At 66.8% G+C, this 15,686-nt stretch carries 16 protein-coding genes; 13 read left to right on the top strand and 3 right to left on the bottom strand.

The window, feature by feature from the left end; genetic code table 11:
• The first annotated feature begins 267 nt into the window (after positions 1–267).
• Positions 268–546, top strand: a complete 279-nt coding sequence (locus J7J08_RS05160) for a type II toxin-antitoxin system RelE/ParE family toxin (protein WP_214902204.1) — start codon at positions 268–270, stop codon at positions 544–546.
• A gap of 11 nt (positions 547–557) precedes the next feature.
• Positions 558–860, top strand: a complete 303-nt coding sequence (locus J7J08_RS05155; protein WP_214902201.1) for a HigA family addiction module antitoxin — start codon at positions 558–560, stop codon at positions 858–860.
• Here the strand turns inward: J7J08_RS05155 and J7J08_RS05150 are convergent, their stop codons facing one another.
• Positions 861–1,463 (bottom strand): lipocalin family protein, encoded by a 603-nt coding sequence (locus tag J7J08_RS05150; protein WP_214902198.1) that lies wholly within the window; start codon positions 1,461–1,463, stop codon positions 861–863.
• A gap of 163 nt (positions 1,464–1,626) precedes the next feature.
• Here J7J08_RS05150 and J7J08_RS05145 point away from each other — a divergent pair, with 163 nt between their 5' ends.
• Both J7J08_RS05145 and J7J08_RS05140 read left to right on the top strand, forming a co-directional pair.
• Complete coding sequence (locus tag J7J08_RS05145) at positions 1,627–1,983, top strand: hypothetical protein (RefSeq protein ID WP_214902194.1); 357 nt, start codon at positions 1,627–1,629, stop codon at positions 1,981–1,983.
• Positions 1,984–2,017: 34 nt separating this feature from the next.
• A complete protein-coding gene (locus J7J08_RS05140; protein WP_214902189.1) occupies positions 2,018–4,111 on the top strand; it encodes a prolyl oligopeptidase family serine peptidase in 2,094 nt (697 codons plus the stop codon).
• Between the two features lie 203 nt (positions 4,112–4,314).
• Here the strand turns inward: J7J08_RS05140 and J7J08_RS05135 are convergent, their stop codons facing one another.
• On the bottom strand, positions 4,315–5,499 hold the full coding sequence (locus J7J08_RS05135) for a pyridoxal phosphate-dependent aminotransferase (protein ID WP_214902186.1): 1,185 nt from the start codon (positions 5,497–5,499) through the stop codon (positions 4,315–4,317).
• Positions 5,500–5,600: 101 nt separating this feature from the next.
• Here J7J08_RS05135 and J7J08_RS05130 point away from each other — a divergent pair, with 101 nt between their 5' ends.
• The 8 genes from J7J08_RS05130 (at position 5,601) to hslU (ending at position 13,351) form a co-directional block, all read left to right on the top strand.
• A complete protein-coding gene (locus tag J7J08_RS05130) occupies positions 5,601–7,718 on the top strand; it encodes a S9 family peptidase (RefSeq protein WP_214902183.1) in 2,118 nt (705 codons plus the stop codon).
• Between the two features lie 57 nt (positions 7,719–7,775).
• On the top strand, positions 7,776–8,207 hold the full coding sequence (locus J7J08_RS05125) for a YbaN family protein (RefSeq protein ID WP_214902181.1): 432 nt from the start codon (positions 7,776–7,778) through the stop codon (positions 8,205–8,207).
• A gap of 195 nt (positions 8,208–8,402) precedes the next feature.
• Positions 8,403–8,648, top strand: coding sequence for a lipoprotein (locus J7J08_RS05120; RefSeq protein WP_214902178.1), 246 nt, complete (start codon positions 8,403–8,405; stop codon positions 8,646–8,648).
• Positions 8,641–9,492 (top strand): diaminopimelate epimerase, encoded by an 852-nt coding sequence (gene dapF / locus J7J08_RS05115; protein WP_214902174.1) that lies wholly within the window; start codon positions 8,641–8,643, stop codon positions 9,490–9,492. Before J7J08_RS05120 ends, dapF begins: the two co-directional genes overlap by 8 nt.
• The gene (locus J7J08_RS05110) at positions 9,489–10,166 is read left to right on the top strand and encodes a DUF484 family protein (RefSeq protein WP_214902171.1); all 678 of its coding nucleotides are present in this window, start codon (positions 9,489–9,491) and stop codon (positions 10,164–10,166) included. The genes dapF and J7J08_RS05110 overlap by 4 nt, the downstream gene beginning before the upstream one ends.
• 22 nt (positions 10,167–10,188) lie before the next feature.
• Positions 10,189–11,079: a tyrosine recombinase XerC gene (gene xerC, locus J7J08_RS05105; RefSeq protein ID WP_214902168.1), complete on the top strand. Its 891-nt coding sequence runs from the start codon at positions 10,189–10,191 to the stop codon at positions 11,077–11,079.
• A gap of 91 nt (positions 11,080–11,170) precedes the next feature.
• Positions 11,171–11,722: an ATP-dependent protease subunit HslV gene (gene hslV / locus J7J08_RS05100; RefSeq protein ID WP_017356659.1), complete on the top strand. Its 552-nt coding sequence runs from the start codon at positions 11,171–11,173 to the stop codon at positions 11,720–11,722.
• 252 nt (positions 11,723–11,974) lie between these two features.
• On the top strand, positions 11,975–13,351 hold the full coding sequence (hslU, locus tag J7J08_RS05095; protein ID WP_214902423.1) for an ATP-dependent protease ATPase subunit HslU: 1,377 nt from the start codon (positions 11,975–11,977) through the stop codon (positions 13,349–13,351).
• 273 nt (positions 13,352–13,624) lie between these two features.
• On the opposite strand, the gene J7J08_RS05090 is transcribed toward hslU, so the two are convergent.
• Positions 13,625–14,293: a TetR family transcriptional regulator gene (locus J7J08_RS05090; protein WP_214902165.1), complete on the bottom strand. Its 669-nt coding sequence runs from the start codon at positions 14,291–14,293 to the stop codon at positions 13,625–13,627.
• A 205-nt stretch (positions 14,294–14,498) separates the two neighbouring features.
• On the opposite strand from J7J08_RS05090, the gene smeD reads away from it, so the two are divergent.
• Positions 14,499–15,674, top strand: a complete 1,176-nt coding sequence (gene smeD / locus J7J08_RS05085; protein ID WP_214902163.1) for a multidrug efflux RND transporter periplasmic adaptor subunit SmeD — start codon at positions 14,499–14,501, stop codon at positions 15,672–15,674.
• Positions 15,675–15,686: the final 12 nt, after the last annotated feature.

The raw sequence follows: 15,686 nt of genomic DNA, 5'->3' as shown, positions 1-15,686 counted from the left end.
CTACCGCAGCACCATCGCCCCCGCCAGCCCTTGGCCGGCGTAGAGCCACGCCGCGCCCCTTGACCGTCGTGCGCCGATCAATGTGACGCGTCGCCACGCGCCGGGAAATCGCCGCATCGGCACGGGGCATGGTTCTGTCGCGTGGCTGCGATCCGTTCGCCGGTTCTATCGAATGCAACGATTCAATTGAGCGGACGTGAAAAGGCATCCGCCCTTGCGTGATGCGTGTCTGTGTTATATTCCGTTTAGCGTAATACGCTAAACGGAATGATCCAGTCCTTCCGCTGCCGCCAGACGCTTGCCCTGTTCGAAGGTCATTGCCCACGCCAGTTCCGCAGCATCCAGGCGGTTGCCGAACGGAAGCTGCAGATGCTGGACGCGGCGCAGACGCTGCAGTTCCTGCGCTATCCGCCAGGCAACCGGCTTGAAGCGCTGGTGGGCGAACGGCGAGGGCAGTTCAGCATCCGCATCAATGTCCAATGGCGCGTGTGTTTCATCTGGACGGATGCAGGTCCGTGCCACGTCGAAATCGTTGATTACCACTGAGGATGCCGACCATGAGCCGCCCAACCAACAAATTGAGGGCCATCCACCCGGGCGAAGTCCTGCGGGAGGAGTTCCTCGTGCCACTGGAGCTGAGCATCAACGCGCTCGCGCGTGCTTTGGACGTTCCGGCCACCCGGCTGCATGCCATCGTGCATGAAACCCGGGGGGTGACGGCGGATACGGCGGCGCGGTTGTCGCGCCATTTCGGCGGTGACGCCGCTTCATGGCTGGCATTGCAGGCCGAATACGACCTCAAGACCCTGTCTACCTGGCAGGACATCGAACGCCGGGTTGTGCCCCGCGTAGCGGCCTGATCACCTTACGTTCGGAACCTCATACCCCAGCCGGTCCACCTGCTCACGGTGCTGCGGCACGCGCTTGAGCTTGTCGGTGTTGACCCCGTATTCGTCGCGCAGCCGGGTGGCCAGTTCCTTGTACAGGTCCTTGTCCATGTCCGGCTTGCGCGCGAAGATCCACGCCATTTCGCGGCCGGGGTAGCCCAGCATCGCCCACGAATAGTCCGGCGCCACTTCCAGCACGCGGGTGTGGGTGGGCACCACCTTGTAGAACCAGGTACGCCAGTTGTGGTTGCCGCTCTTCTCGTCCACCGACGCGCGCACGGTGATCTGCTGCAGCGGCTCGGAGAAGCCGTCGCGGAAGGAATAGGTGATGGACACCTTCTGGTCGCCGCGCAGGCTGTACTGGTTGACGCTGGCCACGTGGCCGCGTTCGACCGGGTTCGGCACGCGGCCGATCACATACCAGGTACCCATGAACCGCTGCAGGTCGATCGGCGCGCTGGCCGGGGTGCTGACCGTCGGCGCCGGCGTTGGCTTGCGGTCGCCGAACGCACAGGCGGACAACAGCGACAGCGTCGACAGCAACAGGACAGCGCGAAGCGGGCGGTTCAGGGACATGCGGCGAAAAGCTCCAGTGGTGGTACCGGGCGCCCGGTAAGCGTGGCTAGCCCGGGCATGGTGGGTGGGACGGGGAAGAACGTCAATGGCGGGAATGCGAAGGTCGCAGCCTGTGAGATGAGGGCGCGGCAAGGTGGCGCATCACCTTTGCATGGAGCCTGTCATGCCCCTGTCGTCTTCGCGTCGTTCCGCTCGCCCGTCGTCCCCATCCCGCGCCTTGGAAACCCCTGATCCGCGCGTCCTGCGCGGGGTCCGGCAGGTCGCATTGGCGGGTCTGGCCGTCGTGCTGGTCTGGCCCGCCGCACGCGGCTACAGCGAGTGGCTGGGCTGGCTGCCGCTATGGCTGGTGGCCATGCCGTGCCTGGCCTGGTGGAGCTTGTACCGGTTCCGGCTGCCGGCCGCACTACTGCGTCGGCAGGCGCCGCGTCGGCGCGGTCCACAGGCCCGGCGCCGGGTCCGCATGCCGCCACGCCGTGCGCGCCCTGACCTTCGACACGGGGGAGCGGGGCAGGCCGTGTGATAGCGTCCGGGGGATATGACCGCCTGGAGCCGCAATGTCACGACTCGCCTCTGCCTGCCTGATGGCCGGCCTGATCTCCGCTGGTGCCGCCGGAGCCGCGATGGCCGCTGAGACCCCTGCCGATCCCTACGCGTGGCTGGAAGATGTCACCGGCGACACATCGCTGGGCTGGGTCAAGCAGCAGAACGCCAAGTCCGAAGGCCGCCTGGCCCAGACCCCGGCCTTCAAGCAGATGGAAGCCAGCATCCGCGAGGTGCTCGATTCGGACGCCAAGATTCCCGGCGTGCAGAAGATTGGCGAGTACTACTACAACTTCTGGAAGGACAAGCAGCACGAGCGCGGCCTGTGGCGCCGCACCACGCTGGAGGAGTACCGCAAGCCGGCCCCGAAATGGGAAACCGTGCTCGACCTGGACGCACTGAACAAGGCCGAAGGCGAGAACTGGGTGTGGCACGGTGCCGAGTGCCTGCGCCCGGAGTACACGCGCTGCCTGATCGCGCTGTCGCGCGGCGGCGCCGACGCCGACGTGACCCGTGAGTTCGACCTGGCCAGCCGGAGCTGGATCAAGGACGGCTTCTTCCGCCCCGAATCCAAGGGCGGGCTCGCCTGGATCGATCGCGACACCGTGTTCGTCTACACCGATTTCGGCAAGGACAGCATGACCACCTCCGGCTACCCGCGGGTGGCCAAGCTGTGGAAGCGCGGCACGCCGCTGTCGGCGGCCAGCGTAGTGTACGAAGGCAAGCTCGATGACATGTACATCGCGGCCATGCACGACGATACGCCCGGTTTCGAGCGCAACCTGGTCAGCCGCACGCTGGCCTTCTACAACAACGAGCTGTACCTGCGCGCCGACGACGGCACGCTGACCAGGATCGACGCGCCGAACTCGGCCGAAAAAGGCCTGCGCAAACAGTGGCTCACGCTGGAGCTGCGTGAACCCTGGACCGTGGGCGGCAAGACCTACACCGCCGGCTCGCTGCTGGTGACCCGGCTGGACGATTTCATTGCCGGCAAGCGCGACTTCGAGGTGCTGTTCGCGCCCACCGATACCACCTCGCTGGCGGGCTCGAGCTGGACGAAGAACCACCTGGTGCTCAACGTGCTCGACGACGTCAAGAGCCGCCTTCAGGTGCTGACCCCCACCGCAACGGGCTGGACGAAGAGCGATTTCACCGGCGCGCCGTCGTTCGGTACCGTGGCGGTGGGCGCGGTGGATGCCGATGAAAGCGATGCGGTGTGGATGACCGTCACCGATTACCTGACCCCGACCACGCTGGCGCTGGCCGAGATCGGCAAGCAGCCCGAAGTGCTCAAGACCATGCCGGCGTTCTTCGATGCCGAAGGCAAGGTGATCGAGCAGCACTTCGCCACCAGCAAGGATGGCACCCGTGTGCCGTACTTCGTGGTGCATGCCAAGGACATGACGCTGGACGGGTCCAACCCGACCCTGCTGTACGGCTACGGCGGCTTCGAAATCTCGCTGACGCCGTCGTACTCCGGTGGCATGGGGCGCGCCTGGCTGGAGAAGGGCGGCGTGTACGTGGTGGCCAACATCCGTGGCGGTGGCGAGTACGGCCCGCGCTGGCACCAGGCGGCGCTGAAGCAGAACCGGCACAAGGCCTACGAGGACATGGCCGCGGTCGCCCGCGACCTGGTCAGCCGCAACATCACCTCGCCGAAGCACCTGGGCGTGCAGGGCGGCAGCAACGGCGGCCTGCTCACCGGCAACATGCTCACCCAGTACCCGGAACTGTTCGGGGCCGTGGTGGTGCAGGTGCCGCTGCTGGACATGAAGCGCTACAGCCACCTGCTGGCCGGTGCCTCGTGGATGGCCGAATACGGCAACCCCGACACCGCCGACTGGGCGTACATTCAGACCTTCTCGCCGTACCACCTGTTCGACCCGAAGAAGACGTATCCTCCGGTGCTGTTCACTACCTCGACCCGCGATGACCGCGTCCACCCGGGCCATGCGCGCAAGATGGCGGCGAAGATGATTGAAGCCGGCAAGGATGTGACCTACTACGAGAACATCGAAGGCGGGCACGGTGGCGCGGCGAACAATGCACAGGCCGCGCACATGTCGGCGCTGGCTTACAGCTTCCTGTGGGAACGGTTGAAATAACCGGTTTCCGGCCAACGGCCGGGGCTACCCGTCGATGCTTGCCCGCCGTGGCGCGGGCAAGCTTCTCCTCCGGGTGGTGGGGCGTCTGGTTGGCTCCACCCCTTTTCAACGCCGCGCGTAATGCGCGGCGTTTTTTTACGTGTCGCGGTAGCGCCGGCCGTTGGCCGGCCCTCAGGATGTCGTGGGCCGGCCAACGGCCGGCGCTACCGGAGGGATTGCAGACCCCGCGCAATCCGCGCCACCGCTTCTTCCAGCCGGGGGATTTCCTGCGTATACGCCAGGCGCACATGCTGGTTGGCACGGTAGTGGCCGAAATCCAGCCCCGGGGTGAAGGCCACGTGCTCGGTTTCCAGGAAATGCGCGCAGAACGCCTGCGCGTCATCGGTGAACCCGCTCACGTCGCAGTAGAGATAGAACGCGCCTTCGGGCTCGACCTCGATGCGGAAGCCCAGCGCGCGCAGGGCCGGCAGCAGGTAATCGCGCCGGGCCTGGAAGGCATGCCGGCGCTGTTCGAAGATCGCAATGGTGTCTGGTTCAAAGCAGGCCAGCGCGGCGTGCTGGGCGATGCTGGACGCGCTGATGTACAGGTTCTGGGCCAGCTTCTCCAAGTCGGGTACGGCCTGCGGCGGAGCCACCAGCCAGCCCAGCCGCCAGCCGGTCATGCCGAAGTACTTGGAGAAGCTGTTGAGCACAAAGGCCGCGTCGTCCACCTGCAGCACGCTGGACGCGTCCATGCCGTAGGTGAGGCCGTGGTAGATCTCGTCCACCACCAGATGCCCGCCGCGCGCTTTCAGCGACTCCGACAGAGCGGCCAGCTGCGCCGCCGATAGTACCGTGCCGGTCGGGTTGGCCGGTGAGGCGACCAGCGCGCCGACGCTGGCGGCGTTCCAATGGGTTTCCACCAGCGACGGAGTGAGCTGGTAGGCGGTCTGCGGCCCCACTGGCACCAGCTGTGCCGCGCCTTCCACCAGACGCAGGAAATGGCGGTTGCACGGGTAGCCCGGGTCGGCCAGCAGCCAGTGGCGGTCCGGATCGACCAGCAGGCTGCTGGCCAGCAGCAGCGCGCCGGAGCCGCCCGGGGTAACCAGGATCCGCTCCGGGTCCAGATCCAGGTCGTAGCGGGTCCCGTAGAAACCGGCGATGGCCGCGCGCAATGCAGGCAGTCCGCGCGCAGCGGTGTAGCGGGTGTGCCCGGCGGCCAGCGCGGCCTGGCCGGCGCGCACGATGGGCGCGGCGGTGGTGAAGTCCGGCTCGCCGATCTCCAGGTGGATCACATCATGGCCGGCCTGCTCCAGCGCCTGCGCGCGGGCCAGCAGGGACATCACGTGGAAGGGCTCGATTTCCTGGCTGCGGCGGCTGTAACCGGCCGTGGGGGTGCGGATGCTCATGCGCCCATGATAAGGAAGACGCCTGGCGCTTGCCGGCGATGCCACCGCCCGGCCAGACTGCGGGGGACACCATTGCAATTGCGGGCAAGGAGCCCTATTTCGTGAATCCCACTGTCTCTTTTCTGGTTGCCAGCCTGATGACCGCTTCCGTGCATGCCGCCCCCGCGCTGACCCCACCCGACGCCGAGAAGCATCCGCATGCGGTCACTGCGCCGTTTGGTGCCACCCGCAATGATGATTACTACTGGCTGCGCGACGACAAGCGCGAAGCACCGGCCATGCTGGCCTACCTGAATGCGGAAAACGCCTACACCGACCAGGTGATGGCGCCGCTCAAGCCGCTGCAGGACCGCCTGTACAAGGAAATCGTCGGCCGGATCAAGCAGGATGATGCCAGCGTGCCGGCGCGCGAGCGTGGCTACTGGTATTACAGCCGCTACGAAACCGGCAAGGATTACCCGATCCAGGCACGCCGCAAGGGCAGCATGGAGGCGCCGGAGGAAGTCCTGCTCGACCTCAACACGATGGCCGAAGGCAAGGGCTACTTCGACGTGGGCGATGCCGACGTCAGCCAGGACAACCACCTGCTGGCCTGGGCCGAGGACGACGTGGGCCGCCGCCAGTACGTGATCCGCTTCAAGGACCTGCGCACCGGGCAGGTGCTGCCCGACCGCATCGAGAACGTCTCGGCCAACGTGGTCTGGGCCGACGACAACCGCACCCTGTTCTATGTGGAAAACGATCCGGAAACCCTGCTCACCGTGCGGGTGAAGAAGCACGTGCTGGGCACCCCGGTCAGCAGCGACGTGCTGGTCTACGAGGAAGAGGACGACAGCTTCTACATGGGCGTGGGCCGCACCCGCGACGACCGCTTCATCACCATCAACCTGCACAGCACGGTCAGCTCGGAAAGCCGCCATGCACCGGCCGCCGACCCGCAGCAGTTCACGGTACTGGCGCCGCGTGCCCGCGATGTCGAATACGACGCCGACCATTTCGGCGGGCGCTGGGTGATCCGGACCAACGATGCCGGCGCGAAGAACTTCAAGATCGTCACCGCGCCCACCGACGCCACCACCCGCAGCCAGTGGACCGACTGGGTCGCTCACGACGACAAGGTGCTGGTGGAAGGCTTCGAACTGTTCGACGGCTTCACCGCGATCGCCGAACGCTCCAACGCGTTGGAGCGGGTGCGGCTGCTGTACGCCGATGGGCGCCAGGACTACGTCAAGGCCGACGAGCCGGCGTACTCGATGGGGCTGGCCGCCAATCCCGAAGCGGATACGCCGTGGCTGCGCTATGCCTATACCTCGATGACCACGCCGACCACCACCTACGAGCTCAACACCGTCACCGGCGAACGCCGCCAGCTCAAGCAGCAGCCGGTGATCGGCTACGACCCGGCGCAGTACACCACCGAGCGGGTCTGGGTGACCGCGCGTGACGGCGCCAGGGTGCCGGTGTCGCTGGTTTACCGCAATGGATTCAGGAAGGATGGCACCGGCGCGCTGTACCAGTACGCGTACGGCAGCTACGGCATGTCGATGGATCCGGGCTTCAACCAGACCGTGGTCAGCCTGCTCGACCGCGGGGTGGTCTACGCCATCGCGCACATCCGCGGCGGCGAGGAAATGGGCCGTGCCTGGTACGAGGACGGCAAGCTGCTCAAGAAGCAGAACACCTTCAACGACTTCGTCGATGTCACCCGCGAACTGGTCCGGCAGGGTTATGCCGCCAAGGACCGGGTGGCTGCGTCCGGCGGCAGCGCCGGCGGCCTGCTGATGGGTGCGGTGGCCAACCAGGCTCCGCAGGATTACCGGGTGATGGTGGCGCAGGTGCCGTTCGTGGACGTGGTGACCACCATGCTCGACGCCAGCATCCCGCTGACCACCAATGAGTACGACGAGTGGGGCAACCCGGAACAGCGCGAGTACTACGACTACATGCTGCGCTACTCGCCGTACGACAACGTGCAGCGCCAGGCGTATCCGTCGTTGTTCGTCGGTACCGGCCTGTGGGATTCGCAGGTGCAGTACTGGGAGCCGGCCAAGTGGGTGGCGCGCCTGCGTGACGACAACACCGGCACCGCGCCGATCGTGTTCCGTACCAACATGGAGGCCGGCCACGGCGGCAAGTCCGGCCGCTTCCAGCGTTACCTGGAGCTGGCCGAGTCGTATGCGTTCGTGCTTGACCAGCTGGGCGTGGATACCGCGCCGTAACGCTGCGTGCCGGCGCCGACCATCGCGGTCGGCGCCGGGCCTCGCTATCCTGACGCAATGAACCTGCCCGAACGTCCCGAGCTTTCCGACGCCCCACTCGCGCGGCCACGGGTGCGCTTCCGTTGGGCCTGGTGGTTGCTGGCCTATGCGAGCCTGGGTACCGGCATCGTCGGCATCTTCGTGCCGGGCCTGCCCACCACGGTATTCATCCTGATCTCGGCCTGGGCCGCCTCGCGCGGTTCGGAGCGGCTGCACAACTGGCTGCTGCGGCACCCACGGTTCGGCCCGGCCATCGCCAACTGGCAGGCGCACGGCGCGGTCAGCCGCAAGGGCAAATGGATGGCTACCCTGACCATGGCGGTCTGCGCCGGGATCATGCTGTGGTGCGTCCCGGTTGCCTGGGTGAAATGGCTGTCGATCGGCTGCATGGCGGTCGTAGCCGTGTGGCTGTGGAGCAGACCGTTGCCGCCGGAACACCAACCCCGGTAGCGCCGGCCGTTGGCCGGCCCACGGTTGGCCAGCAGTATCGCGTGGGATGGCCAACGTAACGTCCGTAGCACCGCCTGGGCCGGCCAACGGCCGGCGCTACCCGCGGCGGCAGTCACCGTTCCGGGCGCACCGGCCCCATCTGGGCGTTCATTGAATCGGCACACCTGTCCTTTCGCTCGCCGCTATACTCGTGCCATGAGCATCCCCCATCGCAATCGCATCCTGATTCCGTTGGCAGCGCTGGCGCTGCTGTTCCTTTCGGCCTGTGGCAACAAGGGCCCGCTGGTGATGCCGCAGAAGCCGGTGCCGGTGGAAGAGCAGGCCGTCGAGCCGGCCGCTGATGCCGAGGCCGTGCCGGAAGACACCAACGCCACCGACGATCCGCCGGTTGCGCCCGATCCGGTCGACCCGCAGCTCAAGTCCGACGACGGGAATGAGTAAGGCCGCCTCCACCGCGCTGCGTTTCAGCAAGATGCATGGCGCCGGCAACGACTTCGTCGTGCTCGACCTGCGCGACGGCACCCCCGCACCCACCCCGGCGCTCGCCGCCCAGCTGGCCGACCGCCACACCGGCGTGGGCTGCGACCAGATCCTGACCATCGAGCCGCCGCGCGCGGAGGGCTCGGTCGCGGCCTACCGCATCTGGAATTCGGACGGTTCGGAGTCCGAACAGTGCGGCAACGGCGCGCGCTGTGTCGCGGCCTGGCTGGTGCGCGATGGTGCAGCCCAGGGTGAGCACTTCAACATCGACAGCCCGCTGGCTACCCATGCCATCGAACGCGTTGGTGCGGACCATTACGCGGTGGCCATGGGCGTGCCGCGCTTCGAACCGCACAAGGTGCCGCTGCTGGGCTTTGCCCGTGCGCGCGAGGAATACCTGCTGCCGCTGCAGGGCGATACCGTGCGTTTCGGCGCGGTGTCGATGGGTAACCCGCACGCGGTGATCGAGGTCGGTCTGGTCGATGCGGCCCCGGTCGAACGGCTGGGGCCCCTGCTGCAGCAGCACGCCACCTTCCCGCAGTCGGTCAATGTCGGCTTCGTGCAGGTGATCGACCCGCAACATGCGCGCCTGCGCGTGTTCGAGCGCGGCGTCGGCGAAACGCTGGCCTGCGGCAGTGGCGCCTGCGCCGCAGCCGTGGTGATGATGCAGCGCGGCCGCCTGCAGCGCGACGCCACCGTGTCGCTGCCGGGTGGCGACCTGCGCCTGCGCTGGCCGGCCGACGACGCCCAGGTGGTGATGTCCGGCCCGGCCGCATTCGTCTTCGAAGGAGAGTGGAACGCATGAGCGACACCATCGAGAAGATCGGCGCGCATGAAGTTGCCGCCTGGCTGCGCCGGCACCCGGCGTTCCTCAAGCAGTTCCCGGACCTGGCGCTGACCCTGGTGGTGCCACGCGATGACGGTCCCACCGCATCGCTGGCCAGCTACCAGCTGGACGTGCTGCGCGACAAGAACCGCGAACTGGCGCGCCGCCTGGCCGACCTGGCATCCAACGCGCAGGTCAACGAACGCCTGGCGGTGCGCACCCACCAGCTCACCCTGGCGCTGATGAAACAGGGCAACGCAGCCGACACGCTGCGCGCGATGGCCGCATCGCTTGAAGAGGATTTCGCCGGCGACCTGGTCCGGCTGGTGGTGCTGCACCCGGTGCCGGGCCTGGAACAGGCGCCGTGGTTGCAGGTGATCGAGGAGGGCAACCCGCTGCTGGCCTCGTTCCGCGATTGCCTGAAGGACGGCGAGCCAATCTGCGGCCGCCTGCAGCCGGAAAAGAACGCCGTACTGTACGGCGGCCGCGTCGACGAAGTGCAGTCCAGCGCGCTGCTGCCGCTGCCCGGGGTCGGCCTGATCGCGGTCGGCAGCCACGACGGCAACCGCTTCTACCCGGGCATGGGTACGCTGTTCCTGCGCATGATGGGCGAAGCGCTGGTCGTGGCACTCAAGCGCTTCGACCCGGCCTGAGACCGCATCGGCGCGACCCTGCATGAACGCCGTCCAGGATTTCCTCGGGTACCTGCAGGTGGAGCGGCGTGCATCGGCGCACACGCTCGATGCCTACCGGCGTGACCTGGATGCGCTTGGTGCCTGGGCATCCCAGCAGGACGGCGACGCCGAAGCGCTGGATGGCGCGCAGCTGCGCCAGTTCATCGCCGCCGAACATCGCCGTGGGCTGGCGCCAAAATCGCTGCAGCGCAGGCTGTCGGCCTGCCGCAGCTTCTATGCGTGGCTGCTCAAGCACCACCGCATCGCGGTCAGCCCCGCCGCTGGACTGAAGGCGCCCAAGGCACCGCGCAAACTGCCGCAGGTGCTCGATGCCGACGAAGCGGTGCGCCTGGTCGAGTTGCCCACCGATGCACCCCTGGGCCTGCGGGACCGCGCGCTGCTGGAACTGTTCTATTCCTCCGGCCTGCGCCTGAGCGAACTGTGTGCGCTGATCTGGCGCGACCTGGACTTCGCCACCGGCCTGGTCAACGTGCTCGGCAAGGGCAACCGCCAGCGCCGCGTGCCGTTCGGCTCGCACGCGCGGGAAGCCCTGCTCGGGTGGCGTGCGGAAAGCGGCGGGGGCGATGCCCAGCCGGTATTCCCCGGACGCAAGGGCGGCCCCATCACCCAGCGCGCCGTGCAGATCCGCATTCGCCAACTGGCACAGCGCCAGGGCCTGTTCAAGCACGTGCACCCGCACATGCTGCGACACAGTTTCGCCAGCCATATCCTCGAATCGTCCGGTGACCTGCGCGGCGTGCAGGAGCTGCTGGGCCATGCCGATATCGCCACCACCCAGATCTATACCCACCTGGATTTCCAGCACCTGGCCAAGGTGTATGACGCCGCGCACCCGCGTGCCAAGCGACGCAAGGGCGACAACGAAAGCTGAACCGCACGACTGCGTCACCCGGGCGCCGTAGCGGGGTGCTTGAAGGAACGGGCAGCGGCCCCACCTTTGTTCTTGTCACCCCGGAGGCTCCATGGACCCCAGTCAGAATCCCAACGTGTTTCACGCCACCACCATCATTTCGGTGCGCCGCAACGGTCATGTTGCCGTGGCCGGCGATGGCCAGGTGACCCTTGGCCACACCGTCATGAAGGGCAATGCGCGCAAGGTACGCCGGTTGGGCCGCGAGGGCCAGGTGCTGGCCGGATTCGCCGGCGCCGCCGCCGACGCCTTTACCCTGTTCGAGCTGTTCGAAGCCAAGCTTGAGAAGCATGGCCAGCTGCAGCGCGCCGCCGTGGAACTGGCCAAGGATTGGCGTACCGAACGCCGCCTGGGCAAGCTCGAAGCGCTGCTCGCCGTGGCCGACAAGGACACCTCGCTGATCATCAGCGGCACCGGTGACGTGATCGAACCAGAAGACGGCATCATCGCGATCGGTTCCGGCGGTTCCTACGCCCTGTCCGCCGCGCGCGCCCTGCTGGCGCATACCGAACTGGATGCACGCACGATTGCCACCGAGTCGATCAACATCGCCGGCGACATCTGCATCTACACCAACCGGAATGTCGTGGTGGAAGAGCTTTAAGCGCGTAGCGCTTAAAGCGCGGTAGCCCCGGCCGTTGGCCGGACCAGGCGGTGTTGGAATGCCGGTCAACGGCCGGCGCTACCTCACCGTTACGTCATGACCATTGACCGCCTCAGTGTAGCGCCACGCCCTGCGTGGCAGCCGTACCCATCCAGCCACGCAGGGCGTGGCTCTACCGAAACGTTACGTGTTTTGCCGTAGATCCGGACAGCCCTGCCATTCCCCCAGAATTATTTTGTGAGCACCCATCCCATGCCGCACAAGATCGAAGTTTCCTCCGCCACCATGACCCCGCGTGAGATCGTGCAGGAGCTGGACCGCCACATCGTCGGCCAGCATGACGCCAAACGCGCGGTGGCCATCGCGCTGCGCAACCGTTGGCGGCGCATGCAGCTGGTGCCCGAGCTGCGCAATGAAGTCATGCCCAAGAACATCCTGATGATCGGCCCGACCGGCGTCGGCAAGACCGAGATCGCGCGCCGCCTGGCCACGCTGGCGAATGCCCCGTTCGTGAAGGTGGAAGCGACCCGCTTCACCGAAGTGGGCTACGTGGGCAAGGACGTCGAGCAGATCATCCGCGACCTCGCCGACACCGCAGTGAAGCTGTACCGCGAGCAGGCCAAGGTCCGCGTGCGCAACCAGGCCGAAGAGCGCGCCGAAGACCGCATCCTCGACGCGCTGCTGCCGCGCCGTGCCGGCGGCATCGGCTTCGACCCGGAAGCGGCCCGCAACGAGCCGTCGGCGCAGGACAACGAAACCCGCGTCAAGTTCCGGCGCATGCTGCGCAATGGCGAGCTGGACGATCGTGAGATCGAGCTGGATATTTCGGCCAATGTGAGCCTGGACATCATGACCCCGCCGGGCATGGAAGAAATGGGCCAGCAGTTGAAGTCGATGTTCGCCAACCTGGGCGGCGGCGCGAAGGCGCAGAAGCGCACGCTGACGATCAAGGCGGCGCGCCCGCTGCTGCTCGAAGAAGAGGCCGGCAACCTGGTCAACGAGGACGACATCCGCACCGCGGCGATCGAGGCCTGCGAACAGCACGGCATCGTGTTCATTGACGAGATCGACAAGGTGGCCAAGCGAGGCGACAACGTCGGTGGCGGCGATGTATCGCGCGAAGGCGTGCAGCGCGACCTGCTGCCGCTGGTGGAAGGCTCCAACGTGTCGACCAAGTACGGCACGATCAAGACCGACCACATCCTGTTCATCGCATCCGGCGCGTTCCACCTGGCCAAGCCGAGCGACCTGATTCCCGAGCTGCAGGGCCGTTTCCCGATCCGGGTGGAGCTGGGCGCGCTGAGCAAGGACGATTTCGTGCGCATCCTGACCGAACCGAAGGCGGCGCTGACCAAGCAGTACGAAGCACTGCTGCAGACCGAAGGCGTCGCGGTGAACTTCACCGCCGAGGCAGTGGACCGCCTTGCCGAGATCGCCTTCCAGGTCAACGAGCGCCAGGAAAACATCGGTGCACGTCGCCTGCATACGGTACTCGAACGCCTGCTTGATTCGCTGAGCTACGAAGCCCCGGACCGTGACGGCGAATCCATCGCCATCGACAGGGCGTACGTGGACAAGCACCTGGGCGAGCTGGTCAAGGACCCTGACTTGAGCCGGTACATCCTGTAACCGGCGGGTCAACGCGGTAGAGCCGGGCTTTGCCCGGCTGCTCTTCGCTCGAACGTCATGGCGCCTGATGGGCGGCTTCGGAACCTCTAAACGCCGGAATGTTGGCCGCGATCGTCGCGCAAACGCCTTCGGACGGTTGGGCCGCGCTACGCGCGGCCCGAATGTCCGGAGCCGGTGAGGTGACCGGTCGGATTCATGCGTCCGGGTGTACACCCAGACCGAAACCACCCACCAGTCACCATTGTCGCCGGCACACAGGCGACACCGGACCAATCACGCTTCGTCTTCGGTCGGCAGCGCTTCCGGCGGCGCGCCCGGGGTGAACACGCCGGGCAGTACGAACGCGCCGAAAATGGCATCCAAGGTCTGGGTGCCATCGCGTTCAAGGTCGAACAGTTCCGGTTCCAGCATCGTGCTGTACAGCACGCCGGTAAGGCTGGTGCTGATGAGGCGGGCCGCCGTGTCCACGTCCACGCCTTCGCGCAACTGACCCAGCGCGCGCGCGCGCTGGAACGCCGCAGCAAAAATCGATAGTTCCTCGCGTGACATCTCGCGCTGCATGTCCTGCATCGCCTGGCTTTCTACCGACAGGTCGTTGCGCAGCATGATCTCCAGCATGTTGCGCAGGCGCTCGTCCTCGGCAATCTCCTGGAATGACACCAGCAACGCCGAGCGCAGGTCCAGCACCGGCGTGGTGCGCTTGGACGAGGCGGTGCGGCGCAGCCGCTCGATGAACGGCACGCGCTCGCGGTCGATCATCGCCGTCAGCACTTCGGTCTTGTTCTTGAAATGCCAGTACACCGCGCCCCGGGTATAGCCGGCGCGCTCACCGATCATCGCCAGGCTGGTATTGGCGACCCCGAATTCATGGAAGCAGCTCTGGGCCGCATCCAGGATGCCTTCCCGGGTGGCCTGCGCCGCTTCTTTGGTTTTTCTGGCCATGGCGCTGGGTGCACGTGCTGGATGAAACCGGCCTGAATTGTACCCGTTTACAAACAAACATGCATGTATGTATATTTACGCCCCACTGATATCCGGTGAGGCGTGCGCGTACCTGCGTGGGCCTCGCCCGACCTGTCGTCGTCCGCTGTCCCGGTTCGTCGATACCAGGCCGGTCCTTCCTTTCCGTTCTCCTGCGAGCCTCCCCATGTCCCGTTCCCCGTACCGTCTTCTCGCGCTGTCCCTCGCGATTGCCCTGACCGTGTCCGCCTGTGGCGGGGGAGGTGAAGGCAGCCCGCAGGGCGGGCCGGGCCAGGTCACCGTGGCCACCCTGAAGGCCGAACAGGTTGGCCTGACCCGCGAGCTGCCCGGGCGCACCAACGCGTTCCTGGTGGCGGAAGTGCGCCCGCAGGTGAGCGGCATCGTGGCCAAGCGTCTGTTCACCGAAGGTGGCCTGGTCACCGCCGGCCAGCCGCTGTACCAGGTGGATGACGCCAGCTACCGCGCCGAGGCCAACAGCGCCCGTGCCCAGCTGGCCCGCGCCGAAGCCACCGCCAACGCCGCCCGCCTGAGCGCCAAGCGCATCACCGAGCTGGCCAGGGTCGATGCGGTCAGCCAGCAGGACCTGGAAAACGCCGTGGCCGCGCAGAAGCAGGCAGAGGCCGATGTCGGTGCCGCCAAGGCCGCATTGGATGCCGCCAACGTCACCCTGGGCTTTGCACGCATCACCGCACCGATCAGCGGCCGCATCGGCAAGTCCAGTGTCACCCAGGGCGCGCTGGTCAGCGCCGGCCAGGCCGACGCGCTGGCCACCGTGCAGCAGCTTGATCCGATCTACGTGGACCTGACCCAGTCGGCCAGTGAACTGCTGCAGCTGCGCCGTGAGCTGGCCAGTGGCCGCCTGCAGGACAACCAGAGCCTGCCGGTGACCGTGCTGCTCGATGACGGCACCGCGTTCGACCAGAAGGGTACCCTGGAATTCTCCGAGGTCAGCGTCGACCCCGCCACCGGCAGCTACGCGCTGCGGGTCAAGGTCGCCAACCCCGACCAGGTGCTGATGCCGGGCATGTACGTGCGTGCGGTGGTTGGCAGCGGCGTGCGCGACAACGCGTTGCTGGTGCCCATGCAGGGCATCGCCCGCGATGCCAAGGGTGACACCAGCGCAATGGTGGTCGGCAAGGACAACAAGGTCGAAGTGCGGCCGGTCAAGGTGAGCCGCGCGCTGGGCAGCAAGTGGCTGGTCGAGGACGGCCTGAAGCCCGGCGACAAGGTCATCGTCGAAGGTCTGCAGAAGATCCAGCCGGGCATGCCCGTGCAGGCCACCGAGATGGGCGCAGCGCCGGCCAAGCCGGCAGCGCCGGTGGCCGCGGCCGACAAGCAGTAAGCGGAGAATTTC

The organism is Stenotrophomonas sp. ISL-67 (assembly GCF_018612915.1).
Taxonomy (GTDB): domain Bacteria; phylum Pseudomonadota; class Gammaproteobacteria; order Xanthomonadales; family Xanthomonadaceae; genus Stenotrophomonas.
Note: the sequence above shows the minus strand (reverse complement) of the source record. Positions and strands in the feature narration are given on the sequence as shown.

Bases quoted from the DNA above. Each gene is read 5' to 3' on its own strand.
- J7J08_RS05145 (WP_214902194.1), top strand. From the start codon at position 1,627: ATGCCCCTGTCGTCTTCGCGTCGTTCCGCTCGCCCGTCGTCCCCATCC.
- J7J08_RS05150 (WP_214902198.1), bottom strand. From the start codon at position 1,463: ATGTCCCTGAACCGCCCGCTTCGCGCTGTCCTGTTGCTGTCGACGCTG.
- dapF (WP_214902174.1), top strand. From the start codon at position 8,641: ATGAGTAAGGCCGCCTCCACCGCGCTGCGTTTCAGCAAGATGCATGGC.
- J7J08_RS05140 (WP_214902189.1), top strand. From the start codon at position 2,018: ATGTCACGACTCGCCTCTGCCTGCCTGATGGCCGGCCTGATCTCCGCT.
- J7J08_RS05155 (WP_214902201.1), top strand. From the start codon at position 558: ATGAGCCGCCCAACCAACAAATTGAGGGCCATCCACCCGGGCGAAGTC.
- hslU (WP_214902423.1), top strand. From the start codon at position 11,975: ATGCCGCACAAGATCGAAGTTTCCTCCGCCACCATGACCCCGCGTGAG.
- J7J08_RS05110 (WP_214902171.1), top strand. From the start codon at position 9,489: ATGAGCGACACCATCGAGAAGATCGGCGCGCATGAAGTTGCCGCCTGG.
- xerC (WP_214902168.1), top strand. From the start codon at position 10,189: ATGAACGCCGTCCAGGATTTCCTCGGGTACCTGCAGGTGGAGCGGCGT.
- J7J08_RS05120 (WP_214902178.1), top strand. From the start codon at position 8,403: ATGAGCATCCCCCATCGCAATCGCATCCTGATTCCGTTGGCAGCGCTG.
- J7J08_RS05125 (WP_214902181.1), top strand. From the start codon at position 7,776: ATGAACCTGCCCGAACGTCCCGAGCTTTCCGACGCCCCACTCGCGCGG.
- J7J08_RS05160 (WP_214902204.1), top strand. From the start codon at position 268: ATGATCCAGTCCTTCCGCTGCCGCCAGACGCTTGCCCTGTTCGAAGGT.
- J7J08_RS05090 (WP_214902165.1), bottom strand. From the start codon at position 14,293: ATGGCCAGAAAAACCAAAGAAGCGGCGCAGGCCACCCGGGAAGGCATC.
- J7J08_RS05135 (WP_214902186.1), bottom strand. From the start codon at position 5,499: ATGAGCATCCGCACCCCCACGGCCGGTTACAGCCGCCGCAGCCAGGAA.
- smeD (WP_214902163.1), top strand. From the start codon at position 14,499: ATGTCCCGTTCCCCGTACCGTCTTCTCGCGCTGTCCCTCGCGATTGCC.
- hslV (WP_017356659.1), top strand. From the start codon at position 11,171: ATGGACCCCAGTCAGAATCCCAACGTGTTTCACGCCACCACCATCATT.